The 22,276-nt window shown below is 60.1% G+C and carries 18 protein-coding genes; 10 read left to right on the forward strand and 8 right to left on the reverse strand.

Annotated elements, in window-relative coordinates:
- Positions 1–41 precede the first annotated feature (41 nt).
- From astA to astE, 3 genes are all read left to right on the forward strand, one after another.
- Positions 42–1,079, forward strand: a complete 1,038-nt coding sequence (astA, locus tag BR41_RS12390; protein ID WP_035056926.1) for an arginine N-succinyltransferase — start codon at positions 42–44, stop codon at positions 1,077–1,079.
- A 5-nt stretch (positions 1,080–1,084) separates the two neighbouring features.
- The gene (gene astD, locus BR41_RS12395) at positions 1,085–2,542 is read left to right on the forward strand and encodes a succinylglutamate-semialdehyde dehydrogenase (protein WP_035056928.1); all 1,458 of its coding nucleotides are present in this window, start codon (positions 1,085–1,087) and stop codon (positions 2,540–2,542) included.
- Between the two features lie 114 nt (positions 2,543–2,656).
- On the forward strand, positions 2,657–3,670 hold the full coding sequence (gene astE, locus BR41_RS12400) for a succinylglutamate desuccinylase (RefSeq protein ID WP_051710833.1): 1,014 nt from the start codon (positions 2,657–2,659) through the stop codon (positions 3,668–3,670).
- A 96-nt stretch (positions 3,671–3,766) separates the two neighbouring features.
- Here astE and BR41_RS22975 read toward each other — a convergent pair whose 3' ends face one another.
- The gene (locus BR41_RS22975; protein ID WP_156970678.1) at positions 3,767–4,660 is read right to left on the reverse strand and encodes a C40 family peptidase; all 894 of its coding nucleotides are present in this window, start codon (positions 4,658–4,660) and stop codon (positions 3,767–3,769) included.
- A gap of 88 nt (positions 4,661–4,748) precedes the next feature.
- Here BR41_RS22975 and BR41_RS12410 point away from each other — a divergent pair, with 88 nt between their 5' ends.
- On the forward strand, positions 4,749–6,434 hold the full coding sequence (locus tag BR41_RS12410) for an ABC1 kinase family protein (protein ID WP_035056930.1): 1,686 nt from the start codon (positions 4,749–4,751) through the stop codon (positions 6,432–6,434).
- Entirely contained in the window at positions 6,431–6,757 is a 327-nt protein-coding gene (locus BR41_RS12415; protein WP_035056931.1) for a hypothetical protein, read from the forward strand. The genes BR41_RS12410 and BR41_RS12415 overlap by 4 nt, the downstream gene beginning before the upstream one ends.
- A gap of 68 nt (positions 6,758–6,825) precedes the next feature.
- Here BR41_RS12415 and BR41_RS12420 read toward each other — a convergent pair whose 3' ends face one another.
- Complete coding sequence (locus BR41_RS12420; RefSeq protein ID WP_035056934.1) at positions 6,826–7,437, reverse strand: FMN-dependent NADH-azoreductase; 612 nt, start codon at positions 7,435–7,437, stop codon at positions 6,826–6,828.
- Between the two features lie 131 nt (positions 7,438–7,568).
- Between BR41_RS12420 and BR41_RS12425 the strand changes: the two genes are divergently transcribed.
- On the forward strand, positions 7,569–8,501 hold the full coding sequence (locus tag BR41_RS12425; RefSeq protein ID WP_051710837.1) for a LysR substrate-binding domain-containing protein: 933 nt from the start codon (positions 7,569–7,571) through the stop codon (positions 8,499–8,501).
- A gap of 232 nt (positions 8,502–8,733) precedes the next feature.
- Here BR41_RS12425 and BR41_RS12430 read toward each other — a convergent pair whose 3' ends face one another.
- Together BR41_RS12430 and BR41_RS12435 are read right to left on the reverse strand one after the other, a co-directional pair.
- A complete protein-coding gene (locus tag BR41_RS12430) occupies positions 8,734–9,171 on the reverse strand; it encodes a SufE family protein (protein WP_051710838.1) in 438 nt (145 codons plus the stop codon).
- Complete coding sequence (locus BR41_RS12435) at positions 9,168–10,379, reverse strand: aminotransferase class V-fold PLP-dependent enzyme (protein ID WP_051710841.1); 1,212 nt, start codon at positions 10,377–10,379, stop codon at positions 9,168–9,170. The genes BR41_RS12430 and BR41_RS12435 overlap by 4 nt, the downstream gene beginning before the upstream one ends.
- 313 nt (positions 10,380–10,692) lie before the next feature.
- On the opposite strand from BR41_RS12435, the gene nudB reads away from it, so the two are divergent.
- Genes nudB through clsB form a run of 3 tightly spaced genes read left to right on the forward strand, consistent with a single transcriptional unit; the run spans position 10,693 to position 13,170 of the window.
- Entirely contained in the window at positions 10,693–11,136 is a 444-nt protein-coding gene (gene nudB, locus BR41_RS12440; protein WP_035056938.1) for a dihydroneopterin triphosphate diphosphatase, read from the forward strand.
- A gap of 25 nt (positions 11,137–11,161) precedes the next feature.
- Positions 11,162–11,923, forward strand: a complete 762-nt coding sequence (locus tag BR41_RS12445) for an endonuclease/exonuclease/phosphatase family protein (RefSeq protein WP_035056940.1) — start codon at positions 11,162–11,164, stop codon at positions 11,921–11,923.
- On the forward strand, positions 11,923–13,170 hold the full coding sequence (clsB, locus tag BR41_RS12450; protein WP_084187107.1) for a cardiolipin synthase ClsB: 1,248 nt from the start codon (positions 11,923–11,925) through the stop codon (positions 13,168–13,170). The genes BR41_RS12445 and clsB overlap by 1 nt, the downstream gene beginning before the upstream one ends.
- Positions 13,171–13,236: 66 nt before the next feature.
- Here the strand turns inward: clsB and bamC are convergent, their stop codons facing one another.
- The 4 genes from bamC to BR41_RS12470 all read right to left on the reverse strand — a co-directional run bounded on the left by bamC (position 13,237) and on the right by BR41_RS12470 (position 19,838).
- The gene (bamC, locus tag BR41_RS12455) at positions 13,237–14,385 is read right to left on the reverse strand and encodes an NlpB/DapX family lipoprotein (protein WP_169741294.1); all 1,149 of its coding nucleotides are present in this window, start codon (positions 14,383–14,385) and stop codon (positions 13,237–13,239) included.
- 58 nt (positions 14,386–14,443) lie between these two features.
- On the reverse strand, positions 14,444–15,319 hold the full coding sequence (gene dapA / locus BR41_RS12460; protein WP_035056942.1) for a 4-hydroxy-tetrahydrodipicolinate synthase: 876 nt from the start codon (positions 15,317–15,319) through the stop codon (positions 14,444–14,446).
- Between the two features lie 148 nt (positions 15,320–15,467).
- Entirely contained in the window at positions 15,468–18,635 is a 3,168-nt protein-coding gene (locus tag BR41_RS12465; RefSeq protein WP_084187121.1) for an efflux RND transporter permease subunit, read from the reverse strand.
- 66 nt (positions 18,636–18,701) lie between these two features.
- Positions 18,702–19,838: an efflux RND transporter periplasmic adaptor subunit gene (locus BR41_RS12470; protein WP_035056943.1), complete on the reverse strand. Its 1,137-nt coding sequence runs from the start codon at positions 19,836–19,838 to the stop codon at positions 18,702–18,704.
- A 359-nt stretch (positions 19,839–20,197) separates the two neighbouring features.
- Between BR41_RS12470 and nagE the strand changes: the two genes are divergently transcribed.
- Positions 20,198–22,222: an N-acetylglucosamine-specific PTS transporter subunit IIBC gene (gene nagE, locus BR41_RS12475; RefSeq protein WP_035056946.1), complete on the forward strand. Its 2,025-nt coding sequence runs from the start codon at positions 20,198–20,200 to the stop codon at positions 22,220–22,222.
- Positions 22,223–22,276 lie beyond the last annotated feature (54 nt).

A 22,276-nucleotide genomic window follows, 5' to 3' on the forward strand; every position in this document is an offset into this window, starting at 1 on the left:
GGCGGTGACTAGGCTCACTAAGCAAAGACAAGGTTCAAACCATGCGAATCCGCCTTCTGAAAACCGCCGATCTGGACGCCGTGCTGATCTTGGCCGGTGCGGCTGGCGTTGGTGTCACCACGCTGCAAGCCGATCCCGAACGACTGGCCGCTCGTATCGCCGGCAGCGAGGCATCGGTCGGCGGCCGCTGGGAGTTGGCAGAGGCCGGCTACTTCTTTGCGCTGGAAGATGAAACCAGCGGCCAGCTCGCTGGCACGGCAGCCATCGAGGCTGCCGTCGGGCTCAATGACACCTGGTACAACTATCGCGTCGGGTTGTCCGTTCATGCCTCGCGTGAGTTGGGCATCTACAAGCAGCTGCCAACGCTGTTTCTGACCTCTGACCTGACCGGCGCATCCGAGCTGTGCTCCCTGTTCCTGCACCCGGATTGGCGGCGCGATGGCAATGGCTCGTTGCTGTCCAAGAGCCGCTTCCTGTTCATGGCCGAATTTCCCGACCGCTTTTCAGAGCGGGTGATTGCGGAAATGCGCGGTGTTTCGGATGAGACTGGTCGCTCGCCATTCTGGGAAAGCCTGGGCCGGCACTTCTTCAAGATGGATTTCGCCCGGGCGGATTTCCTCTCCTACGTCGGCAGCAAGTCGTTCATCGCCGAGTTGATGCCCAAGTACCCGATCTATACCGCGCTGCTGTCGGCCGAAGCGCAGGCCGCCATCGGGGAGGTTCACCCAGCGACCAAGCCAGCGCGTGCCTTGCTGGAGGGCGAAGGCTTTCGCTACCAGGGTTACATCGACATTTTCGATGCCGGCCCGACGCTGGAATGCTCGCGCAATGACATCCGTGCGATGCGCGACAGCAGCGTTTTCAAAGCATTGGCGGCGATGGGCAACGGTAGCGCGAGGGGGAAGAAGGGCGACACAACGTGGCTCGTTTCCAATCGCCGGCTGGATCGCTTCTGCGCCACGCTGGCAGCAACCCACCCCATGGAAGACGTACTGCCGCTGTCCCGGGCGGTGCTGGATCGACTCGATATTGCAGAGGGCGATAGCGTGCGCGCGGTGCCGCTATCGATCAAGGAGTAGCAAACATGTTGTTGATTAACGGACAGTGGTTGGCAGGCAACGGCGCGGCATTGGCATCGGTGAACCCGGTGACGCAGGCGCAGGTCTGGGCCGGCCATGCCGCGGACGCCGCGCAGGTCGATGCTGCAGTCTCTGCTGCGCGGGCCGCATTCCCCGCATGGCGAGATATGGATCTGGGCGAGCGCATCGCGGTCATGCGCTGCTTTGCCGATCTCTTGCGCGGCAATCAAGGGGAGCTGGCTGCGATCATCGGCCGCGAAACCGGCAAGCCGCGCTGGGAGGCCGCGACCGAAGTCACCACCATGATCAACAAGGTGGATATCTCGATCCGGGCGTATGAAGAGCGCACCGGCATCAAGGAAAGCACCCAAGGCGATGCCATTGCCGTGTTGCGGCATCGCCCGCATGGCGTGGTCGCGGTGTTCGGGCCGTATAACTTCCCCGGCCATTTGCCGAACGGCCATATCGTGCCGGCCTTGCTGGCCGGCAATACCGTGATCTTCAAGCCCTCCGAGCTTGCCCCGCTGACCGCGCAACGCACGACCGAACTCTGGCTGGCTGCCGGTTTGCCGATCGGGGTATTCGGGCTGTTGCAAGGTGGACGCGACACGGGCCAGACACTGGCGGCGCATCCGCAGCTGGATGGCCTTTATTTCACCGGTAGCGCCGCTACCGGCTACCACCTGCACCAAGCGTTTGCAGGCCATCCCGACAAGATCCTGGCGCTGGAAATGGGCGGCAACAACGCCTTGCTCGTCGATGAAGTCACGGATATTCCGGCGGCGATTCATCACGTGTTGCAGTCGGCTTTTGTCTCGGCCGGCCAACGCTGCACCTGCTCGCGCCGACTGCTGGTGCCGCAGGGTAAATGGGGGGATGGTTTTATCGCCGCGCTGAAACAGGCCAGTGAAGCGCTACGGGTTGGGGCGTGGGATGAGAATCCACCGCCGTTCATGGGGAGCGTGATCTCGCTGGCCGCTGCCAATGCCTTGCTTGCCGCACAGGCCAAGTTGATCGCGTTGGGCGGGAAGCCGGTACTGAGTTTGCGGCGGCTCCAAGAAGGTACCGCGCTGCTATCGCCGGGGTTGATCGATGTGACCGCCATTGCCGATCTGCCCGACGAGGAATACTTCGGCCCGCTGCTGCAAATCCAGCGCTACGCCTCGTTCGACGAGGCGCTGCGGCTGGCGAATGCCACCCGATATGGACTTGCCGCCGGCTTGCTATCCGACTCGGCCGAGCGCTACCGGCTGTTCTGGCGCGAAGTGCGTGCCGGCATCGTGAACTGGAACAAGCCGCTGACCGGCGCATCGAGTGCAGCGCCGTTCGGCGGGGTTGGCGCTTCGGGCAATCACCGGCCGAGTGCATACTACGCGGCGGATTACTGCGCTTACCCGGTTGCCTCGCTCGAAGCGGAGACGTTGGCACTACCGCCGCAATTGCCACCCGGCATGTCGCTTTGATTTTGTAAGAAGGCGAGCCAAGATGAAGACAATGGCATGTACGGGACTTGTCGAACTGACAGCCTTGCCGGCCATCGGTAGCATTTACACTTTTCCAGTCGAATAGTACCGATCATGTCCAATCACTCTTTCCTGCAGCAGACGCTCGACGGCAAAACAACGCTTGGCTTGCCGTACTGCTTGTTCAACGGCGTGCGTGTACAGGTCATGGACGAAGGGGTGATTCGCTTCGAGCCGCACGATGGCGAAAACCGCAAGCTGGATCTGGTGATTTCCTGCGGCATTCATGGCAACGAGACTGCGCCGGTCGAGCTGGTTGATCGTTTGATCTCGCGCCTGTTGGCCGGCGAGTTGCGCCCGAAGTCACGCGTGTTGTTCGTGTTTGGCAACGTCGACGCATTGCGCAGTGGCAACCGCTTCGTCACGCAAGACATGAACCGCTTGTTCTGCCGCGTTCCCGAAGTGAGCGACGATCAGGAGCAGCGCCGCGCCACGATGCTGGAAATGCAGTTGATGCGTTTCTTTGCCCGCGCCATGCAAGACGGCAAACCGCGCCTGCATTACGACTTGCACACCGCCATCCACGGGAGCCTGGTCGAGAAATTCGCCATTTACCCGCTGCCGCCGATCGGCAAGCAGTTCGAACCGGTCGAGATCGCCCGGCTGGCGCAGGCCGGCATTTCCGCCGTGTTGTTGCAATCGACCACCTCGACGACCTTCTCGTTCTATTCCAGCCGCCATTGCGATGCGACCTCGTTCACCATCGAGCTGGGCCGCGCCATGCCCTTTGGCCACAACGCAGGGGTCGATCTATCCGAGATGGAGCAATATCTCGCTACCTTGATCGAAGGCGAATTGCCGCCGGCGGATCTGGTGCCGGAAACCACGCAGGTGTTCCGCGTCTCCCGCGAGGTGATCAAGGAAAGCGATGCGTTCAAGTTGTTGATCGACGCCAAGACCGATAACTTCATGCCGTTGCCGCAGGGCATGTTGCTGGCTGAAGACGGTGAGAAGCGCTGGATCGTGACCGAGGAAAATGCCCGCATCATTTTCCCGAACCCGGATGTCGCCGTGGGCCAACGCGCCGGGCTGATCATCGTGCCATCACGCAGCTATAGCCGGAATTGAGTCACGGTTGGGCGAGTGAAACGCACCCAATAAAAAACGGGCAGCTGAGGCTGCCCGTTTTTTATTGCGCTGACCGGTCGATCAGCAATGCAATCATCAATGGCGTGATTTCTTTTTCGTTGCGGATTTCTTGGCCGCTTTGCCACCGCTCTTGCCCGCCTTGCCACCCTTGGCGGACTTGCCGGCCGACTTGGAGGACTTGGACGTGCGTTCGCACACCGTCACGGTCTTCTTGTGCTTGCCCTTGCCGCGCACGACCTGTTTGCAGTGCTTGCCGCCCTCATCCGGATTGAGCTGCACTGCTTCAGGGTTGCCTGCCACAGCCAGCAGGCCGGCCAGATTGATGCCTTCGCCGCTTTCACTGGCAACGCGGCGCGCGCCGTTCCAGCGCTTTTGCCAATAGGCTTCGCCCAGACTGGACGTTTCGACGCTCTTGCCGGCGCGTGGTGAGTGGATGAAACGGTTATCACCCAGATAAATGCCCACGTGGGAGAACGTTCGCCCCAGCGTGTTGAAGAACACCAGATCGCCCGGCCGGAGTTCGGTGCGGTCGATATTGGCGCCGATCCGGCTCATGGCGAGCGCGTTGTGGGGCAGGGCGATGTTGAGCGAGTTCTGGAATACGTACCGGACGAAACCGCTGCAATCAAGGCCGGTTTCCGGGTCTTTACCGCCCCATTTGTAGCGCACGCCAACCAGGCCCATGGCTTGCAGCAGCAGCTGTTGTGCCGCGGTCGGGCCGGCTTCTTGTGACGATGCTTGCGAGGAAGTCTGTGCGGATTGTGTGCTGGGGGAGCGGGGTTCCCGTGGCTCTGGCGAGGCGGCCTTGTTGGCGCCCCAGCCGCTCGACGGGTTGTCAGTCGCGGCAGACGGATTAGCGGGCGTGTCGTCCGCCCATGCCGCAAACGCCAACAAGCCGGATACAAGCCCACAGCAAATCGCCGCCCAACTGGAGCCCACACGGGCTGCTGCGTGCGTAGATAATTTCATGGGCATCGAATGTAGCGATGTGCAAATGACGTGTAAAGCCTAAAATCCGCACTTGCTCATCATCAAAGAACGCCGTCAGCGAGGCTCCATGCTCAAAGAAACATTCACTGTCATGCGCGACCTGCCGCGAGTACGCGAGATTACCGCGATTCTGGTGCGGCACGGGCTCGGCAATCTGGTGCAACGGCTCGGGTTGGCGAAAGGGGTCGAGCGTGCCGGCGATCTGTTGCACCTGCCTGGCAGCCATGAAATCGAGCAGCTCGATCCGCCGGTGCGTGTGCGACGAGCGCTGGAAGAACTCGGGCCCACTTTCATCAAGCTCGGTCAGGTGCTGGCAACGCGCGTCGACGTATTCGGGCCGGAATGGATCAACGAGTTCGAGAAGCTGCAAAACAATGTGCCGTCGCTGCCGTTCAACGTCATTCTGGCGGAACTGGTCGACATCTTCGGCTGCGATCCGCACAACTACTTTACCGACATCGATCCAGACCCGGTTGGTTCGGCCTCTATCGCGCAGGTGCATCACGCCAAGCTGCGGGATGGCACCGAAGTCGTCCTCAAGTTGCGCCGCCCCGGCATCATCCCGACCATCGAGGCTGACCTGCGCATCCTCGGGCATATCGCGGCGCTGATGGAGTTCGAATTCCCGGAAACGCGTCGCTACCAGCCGGCGAAGATTGTCGAAGAGTTCGCCAAATCCCTGCGGCGCGAATTGAATCTTTCGTCCGAAGCACGCAATCAGGAACGGTTTGCGCAGAATTTTGCCGACCATGCCGAGATCGATATCCCGCGTATCTATTGGGAATACACCTCTGATCGGCTCAACGTGCAGAGCTGGATGGGTGGCTGGGCCGGCAACGACGTGCGCACGCTCGACGAAGCCGGGCTGGATCGCAAGCTGCTGGCCGCGCGCGGGGCGGATGCAGTGCTGAAAATGGTACTGATCGACGGCTATTTCCACGCCGATCCGCATCCTGGCAACGTCAAATTCCTGCCGGGCAACCGTATCGGCTTTCTCGACTTCGGCATGGTCGGCCGCTTACCGCATCCGCGCCGCGATCAGATCGTCGATCTATTGGCCGCGTTATCCCGGCGCGATGAGCACGACATTCTCGAAGTGCTGATGGAATGGACCGGCGATACCGTGATCGACGAGGAGAAGCTCGCCGCCGATATCGCAGACTTCATGTTCAACTACGAAAACCTGCCGCTGAAGGACATCTCGTTCGGGCTGTTGCTCAACGACGTGGCCGGCATCATGCGCAATCATGAAATCACGCTGCCGTCCGATCTCACACTGCTGTTCAAGGCGCTGATCACGCTGGAAGGCTTGGGCCGCCAGCTGGACCCGGATTTCCAGATGGTGCAGCACCTCACGCCATTCGTGCGCGAGGTGATCGTCAACCGCTACAAGCCCGGAGCGCTGTTCAAGAAGGGCAAGGACAACCTGCTCGAGGCATTCGGCGTGCTGGCCGGCCTGCCGCGCGACGTAGGCAAGCTCATCAAGCAGGCCCGGCGTGGCAATCTGAAGATCGACCTCGATCTGAAACGGCTGGATCGTTTCGGCACGCAACTGACCCGCAGCGCCAACCGCCTGACCATGGGCATCGTCACCGGCTCGCTGATCATCGGCTCCAGCATCGTGATGACCATCAAGGTCGGCCCGACACTGTTCGGCATGCCGGCGCTGGGCCTGCTAGGCTTTATGCTCGCCGTGGCAAACTCGTTCTGGTTGGTTTTTTCGATCTGGGTGTCCGGCAAGGAGGAACGATGAAACCGGTGCTGCGAGGTTTGTGTTGGGCAGTGATGCTCTTTGCGACTGCGGGCCAGGCGTCGGCCCACGCCTTGCGCTTTACGGGTGTTTACCATTGCGATAACGACGTTACGTTCAGTCTGGGCACCAATATTCAGGGTGATATCGTTTATCTGCATTGGCAGAACGCCACCTATTTGCTGCATGAAACGTCGGTAGAGGGGGCCACCATTGCCTGGGCAGACAAGCAATTTGCGTTGCAAGGTTCGCCCGCAGAAAGCACCTTGAAGCGCGATGGCGCGGTCGTCGCCACGCATTGCGCCAAGACGACGGCGACCAAATAGGTTTTCAAACGCGACGCTCAAAACAAAACAGCCGCCCTTGTGAGGCGGCTGTTTTGTTGGCAGGGAAATCAGGCAGCGATCGCTTCGATTTCCTTGTGGGCAGCCTCAAGGGCTTCGGCTTTCTTGGCCTCCCCCATGGAGATGCCCTCTGCACGGACAAAACGCACGTCGCTGATGCCAAGGAAGCCAAACACGGTCTTCAGATAGCTTTCCTGATGATCCAGCGCACGCATGGCTTCGGTGGTGGAATACACGCCGCCACGGGTCGAGGCCACGATCACGGTCTTGTTGCCAGCGAGGCCGACCGGGCCGGTTTCGGTGTACTTGAAGGTACGGCCGGCAACAGCGATGCGATCGATCCAGGCCTTGAGCTGGCTCGGCACCGAGAAGTTGTACATCGGCGCGCCAATCACCAGCACATCAGCGGCCAGGAATTGTTCGATGAACGCGTTGGTCAATTCGGTTTCGCGTTTTTGCAGATCATTGTGGGCATCGGCCGGGGTGAAGCGGGCGCCGAGGATTTCGCCGGACAAATGGTCCGGGGCATCGGTGGCAACGTCGAGGGTTTCGACGACGAGGCCAGGTTGGGATTTCTTCCACTCAGCCACGATACGGGCGGTGAGTTGGCGAGAAACGGAGTTGTCAGCGAGGACGCTGGAATCAATGTGCAGCAGTTTCATGATGTTTTCCTTTGGATGTCGTCCGCGTTGTTGCGGCGTTGGAGTGCATTCTGCTGGTGGAACGAAGTGCTGATAAGTCGGCGAAAATGCGATAAATTGTTCCATGGGTAGAACAATGGAATGAGAAGCCAATGCAAGACGTCAATGACATGCTCTTCTTTGCCGAAATCGTCGATCACGGCGGTTTTGCGGCAGCCGGGCGGGCGCTGGGCGTGCCGAAATCGCGTTTGTCACGGCGTATCGCCGAATTGGAGGCCGGGCTGGGTGTGCGGTTATTGCAGCGCACGACGCGCAAGCTGGCGCTGACTGATCTGGGCGAGCGTTATTACCGGCATTGCGTGGCGGTGCGAGATGAAGCCAATGCCGCACGGGAAGATATCGAAGCCCTGCAAGCCGAACCCCGCGGCGTGGTGCGGGTGAGCTGCCCGACCACCTTGGCGCAATTCAGCGTCGGCCCGTTTTTGCCGGAATACTTGAGTCGCTATCCATTGGTGCGGGTGCAGATGATCATCACCAACCGGGCGATGGATGTGATCGAAGATGGCATCGATATCGCCCTGCGCGTACGGCCGACACCGCAAGACAGCGCCACCTTGATCGTGAAGCAACTGGGCGCAAGTCCGGGGATGCTGGTGGCCAGCCAGTCGCTTTTGCTGCGGCAAGGCACGCCATCCAATCCGGATGAACTTGGCTGGCTGGATACGCTCGCCATGAACGCCACCGATGGCCGCGCTGCCTGGACCTTGTACGGACCGGACAATGCGAGTTTCGACATCGTCCACCAGCCGCGATTGGTGGCGGATGACATGCAGGTGCTGCGCGAGGCGGCGCTTGGCGGCATCGGTGCGGTGATTTTGCCGAGCTTCATGGTGTACGAAGACGTGCGCGCAGGCCGGCTGTTGCAGGTACTGCCGGACTGGGCACCGCAACCGGGCCTCGTGCACGCGGTTTACGCCAGCCGGCGCGGCTTGCTGCCGGCGGTGCGGACGTTTCTGGACTTTTTGGGCGAGAAGTTGCCGGTGCAATATCAGACGTGCCGGGAAATCGAGAGCCAGCCGTTTTAGGGGCTAATCATCCCGTAGCCCGGACGCATTTTGCGGCCGGGGTGGTTTCGTTAACCATTACAGCCCCCTGTAGGAGCGAGCTTGCTCGCGATGGCAATGTTGGATGGAACGATGCAATCGCGAGCAAGCTCGCTCCTACAAGGGTTTGATCATGCTTACGCAACTTGAAACAGGCAGGTAACCGAGGTTGTTTCGTCATGCATTGCCGCCCCGGCCGCAAAGTGCGTCCGGGCTACTTATCGCTGGCCGCCGCCACGATCTTGCGCGCAATCGCCCGCAGACCATTCCCGCGTGAAGCAGACAAGAAGCGGGTGAGGCCCAGTTTAGCCAGCCAGCCTTCCAGATCGAATTGGCGGATCGCATCCGGTGCTTGGTCGTGATATGCGGTCAATAGCAGCGTCAGCAGGCCCTTGATGACGCGGGAGTCGCTATCCGCAGCGACTTGTAGTCGGCCATCGTGCCAATATGTCATCACCCAAACCGTGCTCTCACAGCCGGAAACGCGGTGCTCTTCGTTGCGCTCGGTGTCCGAGAAGCCGGGCAACTCGCGGGCCAGTTGCACCAGCAGGCGGTTTTTCGCTTCCCAACTGTTGGCCGCATCCAGCCGGGCGGAGAGTGCAGTGCGGTCGATCGTGCTGCCGAAGGGGTGCTGAAAGGCCGGGGAGATCATGCGAGGTCATCCAGCGTTTCGGCCAGCGCGGCGAGGAACCGTTCGACGTCGCGGACCGTGTTGTACGCCGCGAACGACACCCGCAACGTGCCAGTAACCCCGAGCGATTCCAGCAACGGTTCGGCGCAATGCCGGCCGACGCGCACGGCGATATCGCGGGCATCGAGGAACTGCGCCACATCGAACGGATGGGCATGCTCGAACACCAGCGAGCGTAGCGGGGCGCGGTCAGCGGTGTTGCCGATGACTTTTACCCCGGCAATCTTGCGCAAACCAGCATCGAGCAGGGCGCACAGATGCGCTTCGTGTTGGCGCAGTCCGGCTCGGTCATGGGTATTGAGCCAATCGATGGCCGCAGCGAGCCCGACAGCTTGGGCAATGGCGGGCGTACCGGCTTCGAAGCGGGCGGGCGGTTCGGCGAAGGTCGTGCCATCGAACGACACCCGATCGATCATCTCCCCGCCGCCTTGCCACGGCGGCATGCCGGCCAGCAGTTCGGCCTTGGCGTACAGCACGCCGATGCCGGTCGGGCCGTACATCTTGTGGCCAGAGAACACATAGAAATCCGCACCGAGCGCCTGCACATCCACGCTTTCATGCGCGATAACCTGCGCGCCGTCGATCAATACACGCGCGCCAGCGACGTGCGCAGCAGCGGTCAGCTCCAGCACGGGCAAACGGGTGCCGATGGCATTGGAGGCATGCGTGATGGCGACGAGTTTGACCTGTGGCTGCAACAGCGACAGAAACGCCGTGCGGTCGAGCGAGCCGTCTGCCAGGACGGGGATGGCCCGGACGGTTGCGCCGGTTTGGCGGGCGATCAACTGCCACGGCACGATGTTGGCGTGATGCTCTAGCGCAGTGACCAGCACCTCGTCGCCTGGTTTGAGATTGGCGGCCCCCCAGCTATAGGCCACCAGGTTGATCGCTTCGGTCGTGCCACGGGTGAAGACGATTTCGTCGTCACGCTCGGCGTTGATGAAACGTGCCACCTTGGCGCGTGCGGCTTCGAACGCTTCCGTCGCTTTGATCGAGAGCCGATGCGGGCCGCGATGCACATTGGCGTTGGACGTTTCATAAAACGCACGCTCGGCATCAAGCACGGCGCGTGGTTTCTGCGTGGTGGCGGCGTTGTCGAGGTAAACGAGATCCGGGTAGTGACCAAACAGGGGGAACTCGGCGCGCAGGGCGGAGATGTCAAGGGACATGGGGGAGGTTAGGCTCTGTTGACGTAGGTTTTGTGGGTCGCGTTTGCCCGGATTTGGGCCTATTGCCAGGCGAAAGACGTACCGCGTAATCGATCACGCAAGCGGCTTTCAACACAGCAAGAGGCCCAAATCCGGGCAAACCCTTCGGGCGGAGCCGACTTTTGCGGTCACTCCGCGTTATAAGGCGCTGACATAACCTGTTATGCGGCGCGCCTTATGCCTTGATTGACCGAAAAATTCGGCACCGCGCGACCGCAAAACCTACGTCAACAGAGCCTAAAGAAGGTTGGTCTGCCGATTGTATAATGCGGCGATGACCTACAAACAACCGATTTCAGTCCTTGTCATCATCCACACGCCCAGCCTGAAAGTCTTGCTGATCGAGCGCACCGATTTTCCCGAGGCATGGCAATCTGTAACTGGCAGCCGCGAAGGCGAAGAGCAGTTGATCGATACCGCCATCCGCGAAGTTGCCGAGGAAACCGGCATCGTGGTGACGCGTGAATCGATGCGTGACTGGCAACTGTCCACTGACTTCGAAATCTTCGATATCTGGCGTCACCGTTACGCGCCCGGCGTGACCACGAATACCGAGCATGTGTTCAGCGTGCAAGTGGTTGAGGAGGTCGACGTGGTGCTGTCCGAACGTGAGCACTGTCGCCATCGCTGGGTGGAATGGGCGGTGGCCGCAGAAATGGTGTTCTCGCCATCCAACGCCGAGGCGATCCGTATGTTGCCGGAGCGCGTGGCGCACTAATCCTATTCATCAAAAAAAAGACCCAATGGCCGAACGTACGCTCCGCGTTGCTTCATACAATTTGCACAAGGGCTTGTCGGCCTTCAACCGCCGGCTGGTCGTGCACGACGTCCGCGAGGCCATGCGCCAGCTGGCCCCGGATCTTGTCCTGCTGCAAGAAGTGCAGGGCGAGCATCGGCGCAACGAGCAGCGTTTCCTGCATTGGCCGCAAGACCCGCAGCACGAGTATCTGGCAGGTGATGAACTGAACGCCATCTATGGCTGCAATGCAAATTACAAGCACGGCCATCACGGCAATGCGCTGCTGAGTCGTTTCCCGATTCGCCGTTGGGACAACCACGATCTGACCTTGCACCGCCTGGAGCAGCGCGGCGTATTGCATGCGGTGCTGGAAATCCCGGGCTGGGATCGGCCGTTGCATGCGTTATCGGTTCACCTCAACCTGCGGGCACAAGACCGGCGCAAGCAACTCGCGCTGCTGGCCGAATACGTTCACGCGGAAGTACCGCAACAAGCGCCGATGGTGCTGGCCGGCGATTTCAACGATTGGCGGCAAGAGGCGACGCCATTCCTGCGACGGGAGCTGGGTTTGTCCGAAGCCTTCGAGACGCTGCATGGCAGCGCGGCGCGTAGTTTTCCGGCCCGTTTGCCCATCCTGGCGCTGGATCGCATCTATGTGCGTGGCTTGGGGATCGAAAGTGCCGATGTGCTGGCCGGCGCACCGTGGGTGGGTTTGTCTGATCACGCGCCGCTTTACACCTTGTTGTCACGCGGGACGGTGAACTGATGCCGTCCAATCTGCTTGATTCAGCGCTGGATTCGGCACAACGCTGGCGACAAGGTTTACGGAAAACCTTGCGACCCCGCGCTGCATTCCAGCCGGGGCATCGTGTCCGGTTGCTTTACAACGGCACCGATTATTTCCCGGTGTTGCTGCAGGAAATTGAAACAGCCCGACACGAAATCTTTCTCGAAAGTTATTTGTTCGAGACCGATGACATCGGGCGGCGTGTGGTCGCGGCACTGGTGGCGGCAAGCCAGCGCGGTGTCGTCGTGAAAGTCCATCTGGATGGTTTCGGCGCAAAGGCGTTCCCGGCCTTGTGGCGGGATGAGTTGGAGGCGGCCGGTGCCTGCCTGCTGTTCTTCCGCCCTGAACCACGCCATTTCTCGCTCAACCGAGCCCGCCTTCGACGCCTGCATCGCAAATTATCGGTGTTCGACGGGCAGGTGGCTTTCGTCGGTGGTATCAATATCCTGACTGATATCGAACCGACCAATCCCCATCTGGCTCCTCGCTATGACTATGCCGTGCGTATCGAGGGGCCGGCGGTCCGGCCGATCCACCGCGTGGTGGATCGCCTCTGGCGGCAGACCGCTTGGGCGCGCCTCAAATCGGAATGGGCATCACCGAGCCCACTGGTGCCGTCGGAGCACTCGGTTGGCGATACGGTGGTCAAGTTTCTGATTCGTGACAATCTGAACCACCGGCACGATATTGAAGACGAATATCGCCGTGCCATCCGTTTGGCCAAGCGTGAGGTGGTGATCGCCAATGCTTATTTCCTGCCCGGCTATCGCTTTCGGCAGGAGTTGCGCGCTGCGGCGGCGCGCGGGGTCAATGTGGTGATCCTGCTGCAAGGGCAGGTGGACCACTTTCTGTTGCATTGGGCGACGCGCGCCTACTACCGGCGCTTTCTTGCTGCTGGCATCGAGATCTACGAATACACCGCTGGTTTCATGCACGCCAAGGTCGCGGTCATCGATGGTGAATGGGCCACCGTCGGTTCGAGCAACCTCGACCCGTTCAGCTTGTTGCTGGCGCGGGAAGCGAATCTGTTCGTGCGCGATCATGGCTTTGCAGGTGCTTTGCGGAATGACTTGAACCGCAAGCTGCTGCGTTGTGCGCGCCGGGTCGAGACCAGTCGCATCAGTCAAGCCAGTTGGCTGAAGCGGGCCGTGGTCTGGGGCTGCTTCGGCCTGGTGCGGGTGCTGATGAGCCTGACCGGGTACGGCGGGCGGCGTTACCTGGAATAGCTGCTGCGCTGGGCGTTGCAACAAAAAAGCGGCCTGTTGGCCGCTTTTTTGTGGGTGAAGCAACGCTTACTTCAGTTGCGTCAGCAGTGCGTTCAGCAGTGGTTGCTGCTTGGCGGCATCGACGGGCTTGCCATCCTTGCCCAAGACCGTGACCTTGGTCTGGTTGACGGCTTCTTCGACGTGGATTTCGAACTCGCCTTGCTGAACCTTGTCGGCCGCCTTGGCCTTCTCGTCGCCACCCCAGAACTTCAGCTTGGAGAGGAAGGAACCGCTGTTGTCTTCCTTGCCGATATCGCTATCTGCATGGCGCACGTAGTAAACGCCCTTGCTACGATCGCGGTCGGTGACGATGTAGCCGCTCATGTCGAGCGCCAGACCAACACGACGCCATGCGCGGTCGAAGTTGTCGTACACGGCCAGCGTGCGATTGTTATCGATCAACGCGGCGCGGGCTTGCAGCGTAACCGGCTTCTGCACGGTGGCTTGTGCTTCTTCCGGAGTCATACCGAAGCGTTGCAGCATCAGCGACAACATTTGCGCTTCCAGCTCCGGATCGGACGGGCGCGGTGTCCAGATGGTCTTGGTGTTGGTGGTGCCGGCGGCGGAGTTGCCCTTGGCGTCGGTCGAGCCGTCCGAGAACACTTCGGTCATGCCGCGATGCGTGATGTAGATGTCGGTCACGTCAGCACCGCTGCCGCGCTCGATCCGGGTGCGGAATTTGTCGAGTTCGCCGGTGGAAATGAAGCTGTCCGCCACTTTGCGCAGCAGCTTGGTCACCAGGTCTTGCGGCAGATTGGCGCGGTTTTCCAGCCAGTCGGTTTCCATGATGCCGATGGTCGGGTTATCGATGGTCAGCAAGAAACCGTTGTCGAGCCAGAACTCGCGCAGTTGCGGCCAGACTTTGTCCGCGCTGCCCTGGATTTCCAGCCAGCGTTGGTTGCCGTCCTGCACGATGCGCGCTTTGCTGGTGACCGGCAGCACGGTTGACGCCGGTGCGCTGGCGTTCTGGTATGCCGCAATCGATTTGCCCGGGACGGAGAAATTGGTGCTGGCCGCTGGCGAAGTCAGATCAGGCGGTACTTCGAGCGGGTTCTTGGTGAGGTTGTCGCTACCGGAGCGGTAATCGACCTTGCGCTGCAGCATCAGTTGGTCGCTGCTGCAGGCCGCCAGGGAGAGGGCAGCGATGATCGGGATCAGTCGGAACGCGTTTTTCATGAAATCTTTCGCCATTGGGTTCGCAAACATCGGGTCGCAGACGTCGAGGTCGCGGAGCTTAAAGCACGCCAGCCAGGGTCAGTGCTTCACGCACTACGCCTTGGTTGGCCGGGGAGAGACGGGTCAGTGGAAGCCGGATGCCCGGGCCGATCAGGCCTAGTTGCTCCATGGCCCATTTCACCGGGATCGGGTTGGCTTCAACGAACAAGTGCTTGTGCAGCCCTTGCAACTTGTCGTTGATGGTACGGGCTTCGTCAATCTTGCCGGCACGAGCGGTGGCGCAGAGGTCATGCATCGCGCGTGGCGCAGGATTGGCCGTTACGGAGATCACTCCATGACCACCCAGCAGGATGAACGGGAACACCGAAGCATCGTCGCCGGAGAGCAGGGTGAAGTCTTTCGGTGCACGTTTGACGAGTTCCGCTGCACGCTCCATGTTGCCGGTGGCGTCCTTGATGCCGACGATGCCCGGCAATGCTGCCAGACGCAGCGCGGTGTCATTGGAGAGGTCGGTGATCGTGCGACCGGGAACGTTGTATAGCAGCATGGGCAGATCGACCGCTTCGCTGATCGTCTTGAAGTGCTGGAACAACCCTTCCTGGGTCGGTTTGTTGTAGTAGGGAACGACAGATAGGCCGTAGTCCGCGCCGACTTCCTTGGCACGGCGGGTCAGCGTGATCGCTTCCTTGGTCGAATTCGCGCCGGTGCCGGCGACGACGGGCACACGGCCTGCGACTTGCTCGACGATGGTGCGAACGATTTCGATATGTTCTTCCACATCGACGGTCGGCGATTCGCCGGTGGTGCCGACGGCGACAATACCATCGGTGCCTTGTTCGATATGCCAATCGACCAGCTTTCTGAGGCTGGCATAGTCAAGACTGCCGTCCTCGAACATCGGGGTGACGATTGCCACCAGACTGCCTGTAAGCATCGAGCCTACCTATCGGAGAGTGAAACGTGGAGAAGGGGCATTCTAACCGATGCCCCGGTGAGCGGAAACTCAATCTGAGACATTTCCCAAGCGCAACCCGAGGATGCGTGGGCGATGTGGAATAATGCCAAATACATCAGTGCCCCGGTCAGCGTGGGTGCTTCGTCGAACCCTCGTCGATATCTACCCGATCGTCGACTGGATCGATGTCCCAACGCGTCGGTACATGGCCCATCTTGCGCAAGATCCAGGCACCCAGATCATCCAGCCAGGTGAACACGACCGGCACGACCACCAGCGTGAGCAAAGTGGAGGTGATCACGCCGCCGATGATCGCATGCGCCATTGGTGCGCGTTGCTCGGCACCGTCGCCCAATGCCAGGGCCAGCGGCATCATGCCGAATACCATCGCAGCAGTGGTCATCAGGATCGGGCGCAGCCGTACCCGGCCGGCTTCGGCAATCGCTTCCATCCGCTCCACGCCTTGGCGGCGCAAATGGTTGATGAAGTCGACCAACAGAATCGCGTTCTTGGTCACGAGGCCCATCAGCATGATCACGCCGATGATCGAGAAGATGTTCAGCGTACTGCGCCAGAGCAGCAATGCCAGCAACACACCGACCAGTGACAGCGGCAACGACGTCATGATGGCGAGCGGTTGCAGGAAGTGGCCGAACTGCGACGCGAGAATCATATAAATGAACACGATGCCCAGCAGCAGTGCCGCGACGGCGTAACCGGCTGATTCCGCCATGCTCTTGCTATCCCCGCCGGTCACGAAGCGATAGCCGGCCGGCATCTTGAAGCTGGCCTGCAAGGCGTCGATCTGCTTTTGCACCTCGCCCGTGGTGTGGCCGGCCACGTTGGCGGTGATGTTCACCTCGCGGAACAGGTCGCGCCGGTTGATCTGCACCGGACTGGTGGTGTGCTGGATCGTTGCCAGCTCTGACAAGGGCAGGGTGATCGGCAGGCCGTTGGCGTCGAGGCGGGTGCTGGTCAGGTAGATGTTTTCCAGCTGGCCGGCGTTTTCGCGCTGACTTTTCTGCAGCCGCACGTTCACGTCGTAGTTCTCGCCATCCGGCGCTTGCCACGTGCTGGCTGCCACGCCGGCGATCATCGGCCGCAGCGCGTTGCCGATTTGGCTGACGTTGAAGCCCAGGCTGGCGGCGCGTTCGCGATTGATTTGCACATCGAGTGTCGGTTTCTCGTCGCGCATGCTCGAATCGATATCGACCACGCCCGGAATCTTGCCCAGTTCATCGGTAAACGCTGTGCTCAGTTTGCGCAATTCAGCGAGATCGGCACCTTGCATCGAGATTTGCAATGGTTTACCGGGCGACCCGCCGCCGCCCAATGGGCTGATTGCACGCAATTCCACGCCGGCAAGCCGTGTCAGGCGGGTGCGGAACAGATCGATCAACTCGCTCTGGCCGCGCTTGCGCTCCTTCTTGGGCTGCAGCGTCACGGTCATCATGGCGCTGTTCTTGCCTTGGGCCTGGCCGGTGTTGATGGTGGTGTACACCTCTTTCACTTCGGTGAACTCATTCAGCGCCGCCTCGACCTGATGCACCTTGCCAGCGGTGTAGTCGAGCGACGAGCCTGTTGGCGTAGTGAACTGGATCGAAACTTTGGAGAGATCGGCCTTCGGCACGAATTCGCTGCCGATGAAGCGGGCCAGCATGAACGCGGCGATCAGGCTGCCGATGGCGAGGGAGATCACCGCGATGCGATGCTTGAGCGCCCAATGAATCAACCGGCCGTAGCGATCCGACAACTTGTTCATGCCGTTTTCCAGCGCATCGAGCACCCGCCCCAGCGGTCGTTTGCCGCCGTGCATGTGCGGATCGCGCCAGATCGACGACAACATCGGATCGAGTGTGAACGAGACGAACATCGAGATCAGCACCGCCGCGCAAACGGTGATGCCGAATTGATGGAAGAAGCGCCCGATGATGCCCCCCATGAAGCCCACCGGCATGAACACCGCCACGATGGTCGACGTGGTTGCCAGTACCGCCAGACCGATTTCCTTGGTGCCATCGAGCGCGGCGCGGAAGTGATCCTTGCCCATCGCCGCGTGGCGAACGATGTTTTCGCGCACCACGATGGCATCGTCGATCAGCAAGCCGATGCAGAGCGATAGCGCCATCATCGTCATCACGTTGATGGTGAAGCCAGAGAGATACAGCGCGTAAAAGGTGCCGATCAGCGCCACCGGCAAAGTCAAACCAGTAATGACCGTGCTGCGCCAGGAGCCGAGAAACAGGAACACGATCAGCACGGTCAATACCGCGCCTTCGAGTAGCGAGGTTTTGACGTCTTTCAGCGAGGAGCGGATGCCTTCCGAGTTGTCATACAGCACCGAAAGCTTGATGCCCTCGGAGGCCAGCTCCTGATTGAGTTTGGCCATTTCCTTGCGCGTGCCGTCGCTTACTTGAACGGTATTGGCCTTGTTGACCTTCTTGATATCCAGCGAGATGGCGCGTTTGCCGTTGACGAGCGCAAGTGATTCTTCCTCGGCTTGCCCATCGCGGATGTCGGCAACGTCGGCCAGATACACCGGCGCGTCATTACGCCAGGCGATGACGATGCGCTTGAAATCTTCCGCCGACTGCAGCCGGCCTTTGATCTGCACCACCTGTTCACGGCCTTTGCCCTCGATGGTGCCGACCGGTACTTCGGCGTTCTGTTGCTGAACGGCATTGTTGACGTCATTGATGCCGATCTTCAGCGCGGCAAGGCGCTCCGGCTTCAGATCAATGTTCACCTGACGGGTCACGCCACCGATCAAGGCCGCTTGGCCGACGCCGGGGATGGTCTCGAAGCGTTTCTTGATGAATTGATCGGCGCGACTAGTGAGTTCGCGTGGCGAGAGGCGATCCGAACTGATTGACAGCGACACGATCGGCAGGTCGTCCGGGTTGTAGCGGCTGATGGTCGGCGCTTTGACTTCGGCGCGGAAAGTGGGCGTCACGGCGGCGACTTTCTCGCGCACGTCCTGCACCACTTTGTCCGGATCAACGTCGAGATCGAACTCGGCAATGATTACCGACACGCCTTGATAGGTATGTGAATACACCTGATTCAAGCCGCTGATGGTGTTGATGCTTTCTTCTAGCGGCTTGGTGACATCGCTTTCGACGATTTCCGGCGCAGCATCCGGGTAGTTGGTCGAGACGACGATGACCGGGAATTGCACATCCGGCAGTTCTTCAACCGGCAGCCGACTCAAGGAAAACAGGCCAAGCACCAGCAGCGAAACCATCATCATGGTCGCGAACACCGGGTTTTGGATACTGACTCGGGTAAACCACATCGGGGTGGTGCTCCTGGAAACTTGAAACGGCCCCGGCGCGATCGCCGAAGGCCGTGTGATGAGGGCTTACTTGCGGGCAGTCACTGCACTGGCTGGCAGCTTGACCGCCATGCCGGATGTCAGGCGCACGCCGCTGACCAGGATGATGGTGCCGGCGTCGATGCCCTGTGCGATCTCGACGCGATCCGCCACGGCATCTTCCGCACCGATCGACACATCGCGGCGAACCAGCTTGCCCTGTTCAATCGCCAGCACGTAGCGCTTGCCGTTTTCATCCCGTACGGCTTGCTTGGGTACGTTGATGACAGCGTGGCGGATATCGAGCAACAGATTGCCTTGCGCGAATAGCCCATCCCGCAATGCGCCATCGGGGTTCGGCACCTGCAGATAAATCTGCACCGTTTTGCTGCTGGCATTGACGCTGGGGTTGATGCGGCTGACTTGCCCGGTGAACGGATGATCGAACCCGTCGACGCGGAATTCGGCTTTCTGCCCCACCTTGACGTCACCGATGCGGCCGGATGGCACCTCGCCCACCCATTCGAGCTCTGACAGATCGACAAGGGTAAACAGCTTGCTGTTCATGCCCACGCGTTGCCCCGGTTCCGCCAGGCGTTCGGCCACGGTGCCGGCAAATGGTGCGCGGATGGATGTCTTGGCAAGCGATTGCTTCGCCAGGGCAAGCTGCGCTTCGGACGTATGCGCATCGGCCTCGGCCGTACGCAACTGGCTATCGCTGGAGTCGAAGGCGTTCTGCGAAATGAAATTCTGCTTGAGCAGATTGGCGTTGCGTTCGTTCAGCTTGTGATTCAGCGCCAACTGCTCACGGCTCTTGGCGAGCTGCGATTGAGACACGGCCATTTGCTTTTCAAGATCACTCGGGTCGAAACGCGCCAATTCTTGCCCGGCCGTGACGCTTGCGCCGGGCCTGACGGCGACGCTGGCGATCAGGCCATCGATTTGCGCGGTGATTGTGGTTTGTCGCAGCGCCTGCAGATTGCCAGTCAGGGCAATGGAGCGGTTGAGGTCGCCTTGCTGAGCAGTCGTTACATCATCAGTGGAGAGTTCGGCCGCGGCTTGCGTGGCCGCAGCCGGGCCACTGGCTGCTCCAACAGCGCCCGGCGAGCGGTTGCAGGCGATCAGCGAGAGCGAAAGCGCCAGGGTGAGGCCGAGCGTCAGCAATTTGGATACAGCATGCGACATAAGAAGTCTCTAAGTAGGGCAAAACGTACAGCGCGGATTCTAACGGTCGTTTGCCCAAGCGAATACCACCGCCAGGACTGTCCGCCGTAAAAAGCGGTCATGGAGGGTGCGTTTGCCCTTTTTTGGAGCATGAGTGGGTGGTTGAATTTCTTGTGAATTGCTTGCCATGTCAGCTGCTTAGCCGCTCAAGCCATGACATATTGCTGCAATGCAGCGTGGAATGGCGATTGCCGTGCGTCAGGGGCGGTGAAATAATCGGCCCAGCATTACATGCAAGAACCATGACGTTTACGCAAAAATTGCACGCCAGAGGCCGTTCTCGATAGGTTTCGGGTATCCAACATGAATCAGGAGGCAAGATGAGTTTACTGGGTGGGCTTCAAAAACTCGGCCGATCGTTGCAGTTGCCGATCGCGGCGTTGCCAGTAGCGGCGCTCATGCTGCGGATCGGGCAGCCAGACATCATGCATCCGGAGGTATTCGGAAGCATTGGGGCATTCGTTGCCGCAGGCGGCGATGCATTGTTTGCCAATCTTGCGCTGCTATTTGCGATTGGCGTTGCTGTTGGATGGGCCAAGGATGGTCACGGTTCTGCCGCTTTGGCTGGTGCGGTGGGTTACTACGTATTAACCAAGTGCATGGATAACCACTGGGCGGTCAAGGCGTGGTTGGCGGCCAACCCCCACGGCAAGATCGGTATGGGGGTGTTGGCGGGTATCCTGGCCGGCTGGATAGCGGGGATGCTGTACAACAGGTTCCACGATATCAAGCTGCCTGATTGGGCCGCGTTTTTTGGTGGAAAGCGCTTCGTGCCGATTATTACCGGTCTGGCCATGCTGGTACTGGCCTTGGTACTGGGTTATGTCTGGCCACCGATTCAAACCGAAATCAACGCTGCGGGTAACTGGATCGTAGGGCAGGGCGCGCTGGGTGCCGGCATCTTTGCCACCGTCAACCGCTTGCTTATCCCGACCGGTTTGCACCAGTTGCTCAACTCTATTGCCTGGTTCCAGATCGGTGATTTCAATACGGTCAAGGACGGCGTGCAAACCGTAGTTCACGGCGATCTGTCTCGTTTCTTTGCTGGCGACAAGACCGCAGGGATGTTCATGACCGGCTTTTTCCCGGTCATGATGTTCGGTTTGCCGGGCGCGGCTCTTGCCATGTATTTCGCTGCGCCAAAAGAGCGTCGTCCGGTCGTTGGCGGTGTGTTGTTCTCGGTAGCATTTACGGCGTTCCTTACTGGTGTGACCGAGCCACTCGAATTCCTGTTCATGTTCCTGGCGCCAGCGCTTTATCTGGTGCACGCGGTGCTCACCGGTATTTCAGCCTACATCCTGACCGCGCTGGATTCGCATCTCGGCTTTGGTTTCTCCGCCGGTGCTTTTGACTTGGTGTTGAACTGGGGCCAGCCGGCATCGAGCAATCAGATCTATGTGGTTGTGGTCGGCGTGATCTGGTTCGTGATCTATTTCGCGTTGTTCTCTTTCTTCATCAAGGCGTTCAACCTGAAAACACCGGGTCGTGAAGACGCTGCAGATACCGTTGAGTCTGGTTTTTCCGGTGGTACGAGCGGTGATTTGGATCATCTCGCTGCTGCTTATCTGGGTGTTGTGGGCGGTGCTGCAAACCTGACGGCGATCGATGCCTGCATCACCCGTTTGCGTTTGAATGTGAATGACTCGGCGCGCGTCAATGAGATGGAAGCCAAGCTGCTGGGTGCTTCTGGCGTGGTCAAGCTCAACAAGCAAACCGTTCAGATCATCGTCGGGCCGAAAGCAGAGATGGTTGCGGATGCCATGCGTAAGTTGGTGACTGGCGGCGTAGCGCCAGCCGTTACGATTGCGCAAGCCCCGATTGCACCTGCACAGAAAGCCGCTGCGGCAAGCACGATCCAGACGCCGCCGCCTGCACCAGTCAAGGGTGAGTTGGTGCTGGTGGCTCCGGTAACTGGCGACATCGTGCCGTTGTCGGAAGTGCCGGATGCTGCCTTTGCCAGCAAGGCTGTGGGTGATGGCGTTGCTATCAAGCCGACAGGCCGCCTGGTGGTTGCGCCGACTAGCGGTACGCTGGTGAAGATTTTCAACAGTAATCACGCCTTTGCACTTCAGGCTGATAACGGAGCGGAAATCATCGTTCACATCGGTATTGAAACGGTGAAGCTCGGCGGTCAAGGGTTCCGGCGTCTGGCAGAGCAGGGCACGCATGTGAACGCAGGCGAGCCGGTGCTCGAGCTTGATCTGGATTATCTGAACGAACACGCGCAGTCGTTGATCAGCCCGATTGTGATCAGCAATATTGACCAGTTCGGTGGCCTGACCAATCTGGCTAGCGGCGCAGTTGCTGCTGGGCAGAGCCCGCTGTACACGTTGAAGCCGCGCTAAGCAGGTTTGACGTAGCCAAGCCGTAGTGAAACGGGCCGATGATTCGGCCCGTTT

The organism is Andreprevotia chitinilytica DSM 18519 (assembly GCF_000711875.1).
Taxonomy (GTDB): domain Bacteria; phylum Pseudomonadota; class Gammaproteobacteria; order Burkholderiales; family Chitinibacteraceae; genus Andreprevotia; species Andreprevotia chitinilytica.